The organism is Desulfonatronospira sp., from assembly GCA_003563255.1.
In the GTDB taxonomy this organism is placed as follows: domain Bacteria; phylum Desulfobacterota; class Desulfovibrionia; order Desulfovibrionales; family Desulfonatronovibrionaceae; genus Desulfonatronospira.
Window position 1 is genome coordinate 1 of sequence record PWSL01000136.1, and the last position, 5570, is coordinate 5570.

Genomic DNA, 5570 nt, shown 5'->3' on the forward strand with positions numbered 1-5570 from the left:
CCCCGCACTTATTTTTCTGAAGGATGATTGACAGGTTTTAAAAATAAGTGCGGGGAGAGCCAGTCCCCGGAGGTGAATAAATAAGTTTCGCTGTAGTGCTAAAAAACAAAGAAAAAAATAGCCGCTGTAATCTCAAAAGGGGTGCGGAATGTAGGCTCTATGGACATCTCATCCAGCAATCCTGTTTTTTGAGATAGCAATGCCAAATTGTGTGTTCGGGGAGGAATAGCAGAAAACACTTAATGAAAAGGCAGCCTTTCCTGATCCATGCCGTACTTGTGCAGCAGGGAATATACGGTCTTGCGGGAGACCCCCAGGAGCCGGGCAGTCTCTGTTTTATTACCTGAGGCCCGGTCCATGGCATCCTGCAGAGCCTTTTTTTCCCGCTCTTCCAGGGTGGGGAATTCTCCTGTGCCGCTGGCCAGCCAGCCTGGAAGGTCTGCCGGGCGGATCATAGGTGCTGGGGCAGTGTCAGCCAGGGTATGCACCAGGTTGCGCAGTTCACGCGCATTGCCCGGCCAGTAGTATCCGCACAGCAGTTCCATGCTCCTGGGAGACAGCTGACGGGGACGTTGCCTGGAGAGCATGTTGTATTCTTCCAGGAAATGCTCGGCCAGGATAGAAATATCCTCGGTGCGCTCCCTCAGGGGAGGGATGTAGATGACTGTTTCGCAGAGTCGAAAGAAAAGGTCCTCCCTGAACAGACCCTTTTGCACCATGGCCTCCAGGTCCTGGTTGGCTGCGGCCAGAATCTTGGCTTCAATGGACCGGGGCTGGGAATCGCCCACCCTGATGACTTCCCTGCATTCCAGCACCCTGAGCAGTGCAGTCTGCATCCGGGGTGGAGCCGTCTCGATCTCATCCAGCAGGATTACCCCGTTGCCCGCAGCTTCAAAATAGCCTTTCTTGTTTCTTGATGCCCCGGTAAAGGCACCCTTGCAATGTCCGTAGAGTTCACTTTCCACCAGGGAAGGCGAGACATTGGGGCAGTTGACAATTGTGAATAAGCCCCGGCCCCTCAGCTCATGTATGGCTCTGGCCGCAAGATCCTTGCCTGTGCCGGTCTCTCCCATGAGCAACACCACCCTGTCCGTACCGGCCGTTGCCCTGATCCGGCTGTAGACATCACCCATGGCCCGGCTTGCCCCGCGCAGTCCGCACAACCCGCCAGGGCCGCCCCCGGCCAGGCGTTGCTCCGCCTCACTGAGCCTGTTGCGCAATTCTTCTTCACGCAGGACCTCATCCGTGATCTCCTGGAACATGAGGACCACCTGACTGACGCGACCTTCCGGACCGGGTACCGGTGAGGATGTCAGGCGGAATATCTGCTCACCGCCATTGTGCTTTCTGCGTTTAATGCTCTTATGCACGCGGCGGTTTTCAAAAGAAGAGATACAGGGGCAGTCGCTGCAAACCATTTTGCTGACGGTATGGCAAAAGACCTGATAGCAATAGGGGGTGTTCTCGGGGCGAAGCCCGGGGAACCACTGCCTGAGCCTGGGATTGGCGCTGGTAATGCGCATTTTTTCATCAATAACAGCCACTCCCATGGCAATATTCTCAGCAATGACCCGGTAGCGGGCCTCGCTTTCCTGAAGTTCCTTACTGGTCTGCTGTCTTGACATGACATTGACCATGACCTCGGCCATAAAGCCCAGCAGGTATATTTCAGTGTCTGAAAAAACTTTTCCCTTCCTGACTGCGTCAAAGCCGACAAAACCCAGACAAGCCCGGTTGTCCATCAAAGGGATGGAAACTATGGACTTGATACCCTGATCCTCAAAGTGTGAGCGCATGCCAGGATTTTCACTCAACTCGCCGACATCAGGGATATGAACACTCTCGCCCCGTTCATGGGCCGGCATGATTTCAGAAATAAGATCAAAGGGCACAGCCTGGAGGTTGCCGATTTCCGGTTTTATGTCTTCAGCGCACCATTCGTGCGTGTTCACTGCAATTTTACGGACATAGTCATAATTGAAAAGGTAAACCCGGTCTACTTCCACAGACCTGCCTACAGCTTCCAGAAGCCGGCTTATTGTGTGGTCGAAATCATCCAGGGGAGCATTGATGGAGTCGGCCGCCAGCTCCATAAGCAGTCCTTCCAGGGCCTTCTGCTTGATTATGGCCCGCTCGGCCTCTTTACGCTGGGTGATATCCTGCACAAAGCCGACCACCCGCAATGGATTGCCCGCCTCATCATATACAACCCCGGCTGATTCCCTGACCCAGCAGATCTGACCATCCTTTTTGACTATGCGATGGTCGTATTCCAGAGTAAGGCCTTCCTTCATTTCAATAATGGGCCGGTTTGTGCTGATCACGTACTCCCTGTCGTCAGGGTGCACCCGGTCCAGAAACGCCTGATAAGTCCCCTCGAATCCGCCTTCCTGCAGACCGAACAGGGCCTCACACTCCTTTGACCAGAACAGGGTGCCCTGGTCCATGTCGTATTCCCAGACTCCTGACTGGGTCAAAGTCTGGGCCCAGGACAGCCTGGACTGACTGGTCAGCAGTTCTTTTTGCGCATATTTTAAATCCGTAATATCCAGAGCGCTGCCAACCAGTTTTACCGGTCGGCCGTTGATTACAACCGGAGTCAGCCTGGTCAGCCAGGTCCTTTCACCGGCCGGAAGAAGCAGTATTTCTTCATAGCTGATGTTCTGCTGCAGTTCGAAACACTTGCGATAATTATCCTCTATCCGGGCACCGAGTTCCGGCCCAAAGGCCTGCACTGGTGTTTTACCTCTGATGTCCCGCAGGTCCAGCCCGGTTTTTTCCTGATGGTAAACGTTCAGTCTCTCGATAATAAAACGGCCCTGGGGGTCGATATCAATCAAAAAGAGTGCACTTTGGACATTATTGAAGATGGTTTCATATTCTGTCAGGAGAGCGCGCCGCTCAACAGCAGCCTGTTCAAGAAGATCGGCATTGAGCTTGAGATTTAGCTGGGTGCGCACCCTGGCCCGGACTATGAGGGGATTGAAGGGTTTGGTAATGTAATCAGCAGCACCGAGCCTGAAACCGAGTTCTTCGTCCTCGTCCTGGTCCATGGCGGTGACGAAGATCACCGGGATGTCGCTGGTTTTGGCATCAGCCTTGAGGCGGCGGCAGACCTCGTAACCGTCCATGTCCGGCATCATGATGTCCAGCAGGATCAGGTCCGGCAGGGTCTTGCCATGGACAATTTCCAGGGCCGTGGTACCGCCCGCGGCCACCAGTACGCGGTAGTCATCATGAAGCAGAGCACTCAGGGTTTTTAGATTCGCCGGCTGATCGTCCACGATGAGGACGACAGGTTTTGGGGGTGTCTGCTGCACATACATATCCATGATGCATCCTTTAATAAAGGGTAACAGTTTAGCCATTTGCATGTTGCACGGCTTCCTGCCCGGAGGCATACAGCCCGGAGGGGGACTGGCTCTCCCAGCCCTTGTTTTATTAAGTCTGTGTTTTACATCAACAACAAAACAAGGGCTGGGGTGCCTGTCCCCTGCTTTCCTTAGAAAAGGCTAAACTGTTACAATCTTGAGAGTTCAAAGTTCTTGGTTCTTCGTTCCTGGTTGTAAGAAATTATGTCAATGAATTTGGATAAATACATAGCCTGACCCGAAAGACATATTGATCTGTCAAAAAAACTAATAAAAACAGATGATTACAAAAAAACTTTTGACTGTTCAGTTACAATAAAGGTATTGCAATGCCATTTCCGGCCTTGCGCCATTAGTCACCACCGAGGCCCCCCTGATAAGGTTACAACAGCGGATTATACTTTCTCCCACTCAAAACTGACCACATTGCGATCCTGACTGGAAAATTCCACGCCGATGAGATATATTTCCTGGCCGGTGAATTTTTCAGCATAACCCCTGTTCTTGATCTGATCCAGGGATTTTCCCTGACCGGTCAGTTCCACCACCTTGAATTCAAGGATGTAAATCCTGCCCTCAAAACGAATACACAAATCCAGACGTCCCTTGTTGGTTGTCTCCTCGGCCTGAACGTCCAGTCCCAGAGCTGCAAAATAGCAGTAAACAATAGATGCGTAATAACCTTCGTAGCCTGCCAGCTGGTTTTTACGGTACCAGTCATGGGGAATGGAAGCAAAAAAGGCATGAAAAATATCACCCAGACTGTCCAGATCATTGGACAGCAGAGCATCAAAAGCTGAAAACTTGGCATTCTCAGACTCTGCCAAAGTTCCGGTAAGGTAAGTAAGCAGCGAATCAGCAAGGCTCTGTTTGACCTCAAGGTTTGGATAACTCAGATTGAATCTCCTTAAGCCGGCGGTCTGCTGAACTGCTTTTATTGTCAGATACCCGGTTTGAAAAAGCAGAGTCTCAATCTCTATCATATCAAGATCAAAACTGCCCATAAGCTTTTCGCTGGCTTTTATGGATTCTAAGGATGGAATGGCATATTTTCTGGAATGGAGAAGCTTTATGAGAAAGCTGGGAGTACCCGTTTCAAACCAGTAGTTGGAGAATTCTTTTGATTTTAAGTAAAGTAGAATATCAAAGGGATTATATACCTCTTGCCCCAGCCAGTTGTAGCCGTTGTACCAGAGTTTGACCTGGGCCAGATCAACTCCTTCTAAATAACCGGAAAAAACCGTTTCCAGTTCATTCTGAGTGTATCCGCACATCGCAGAGAAAGTTTTATCAAGAGTAATATCCTCTAAGTTGTTTAATCCACTGAATAAAGACACTTTGCTGAATTTTGATACTCCGGTAATGAGCACAAATTCTATGTAAGGATCTGCGTCCTTGATAACTGAATAGTAATTCTTAAGTTCTTCCCGGATGTCTGCGGCTGTATCCCTGTTTTCAACATTGTCCAGTATGGGCTTGTCATACTCATCCACCAGGATGACCACCTTTTGGTCGTATTTTTCACTCAAAAAGTAAATTATCTTGAGAAATTTTTCCCTTAAATCATCTTCATGTATAATCAGTTCATATTCATGTTCATGACTTTCCAGGATGGCTTTGAAGCGAATGTGCAAGTCTTTAATATCACGCAGGACCCCTGATCCAAAGCTGATATGCACCACAGGATGAACTGAGTTCCAGTCCCAGTTTTCCTGCAAATACAACCCTTGAAACAAATCTTTCTTCCCCTGGTAGGCAGCCTTGATGGTGCTTAAAAGAAGGCTTTTGCCGAATCGACGGGGGCGGGAAAGAAAGTAGTATTTACCCTGAGAGGTCAATTGTTTAATATATGGGGTCTTGTCCACATAAGAGTATCCTTCCAGAATCAAATTCTCAAAAGTTTGAATTCCAATGGGCAGTTTCTTCATGATAATTTGTCCAAGATGTTTCAAGTAAGAGCAATTACATTAACACTAAAGCGGGCCGTGCCCGCGAACCAAAAACATATTCTCACGCAAAGGCGCTAAGGTCGCCAAGGAAGACAGGATAATTTTTTGACTGCATTTCACGAGTAAGTCACTAGGCCTTTTCCTCGACCCTGTGCTGAAATAGTGGCCCCTTCGGGGCAAAAGAGACTGCCCACTTTATTGTTCCCACGCTCTGCGTGGGAACATCTTCCGGACGCTCCGCGTCCACCAA

At 49.7% G+C, this 5570-nt stretch carries 2 protein-coding genes; both read right to left on the reverse strand.

Annotated features, from left to right (window positions below):
• Positions 1–239 precede the first annotated feature (239 nt).
• Positions 240–3374, reverse strand: coding sequence for a sigma 54-interacting transcriptional regulator (locus QZP87_RS03720; protein WP_291321572.1), 3135 nt, complete (start codon positions 3372–3374; stop codon positions 240–242).
• 392 nt (positions 3375–3766) lie between these two features.
• Positions 3767–5299, reverse strand: a complete 1533-nt coding sequence (locus tag QZP87_RS03725) for an ATP-binding protein (RefSeq protein ID WP_291321573.1) — start codon at positions 5297–5299, stop codon at positions 3767–3769.
• Positions 5300–5570 lie beyond the last annotated feature (271 nt).

Coding starts and splice junctions, on each gene's coding strand:
- QZP87_RS03720 (WP_291321572.1), bottom strand. CDS start 3,374: ATGCAAATGGCTAAACTGTTACCCTTTATTAAAGGATGCATCATGGAT.
- QZP87_RS03725 (WP_291321573.1), bottom strand. CDS start 5,299: ATGAAGAAACTGCCCATTGGAATTCAAACTTTTGAGAATTTGATTCTG.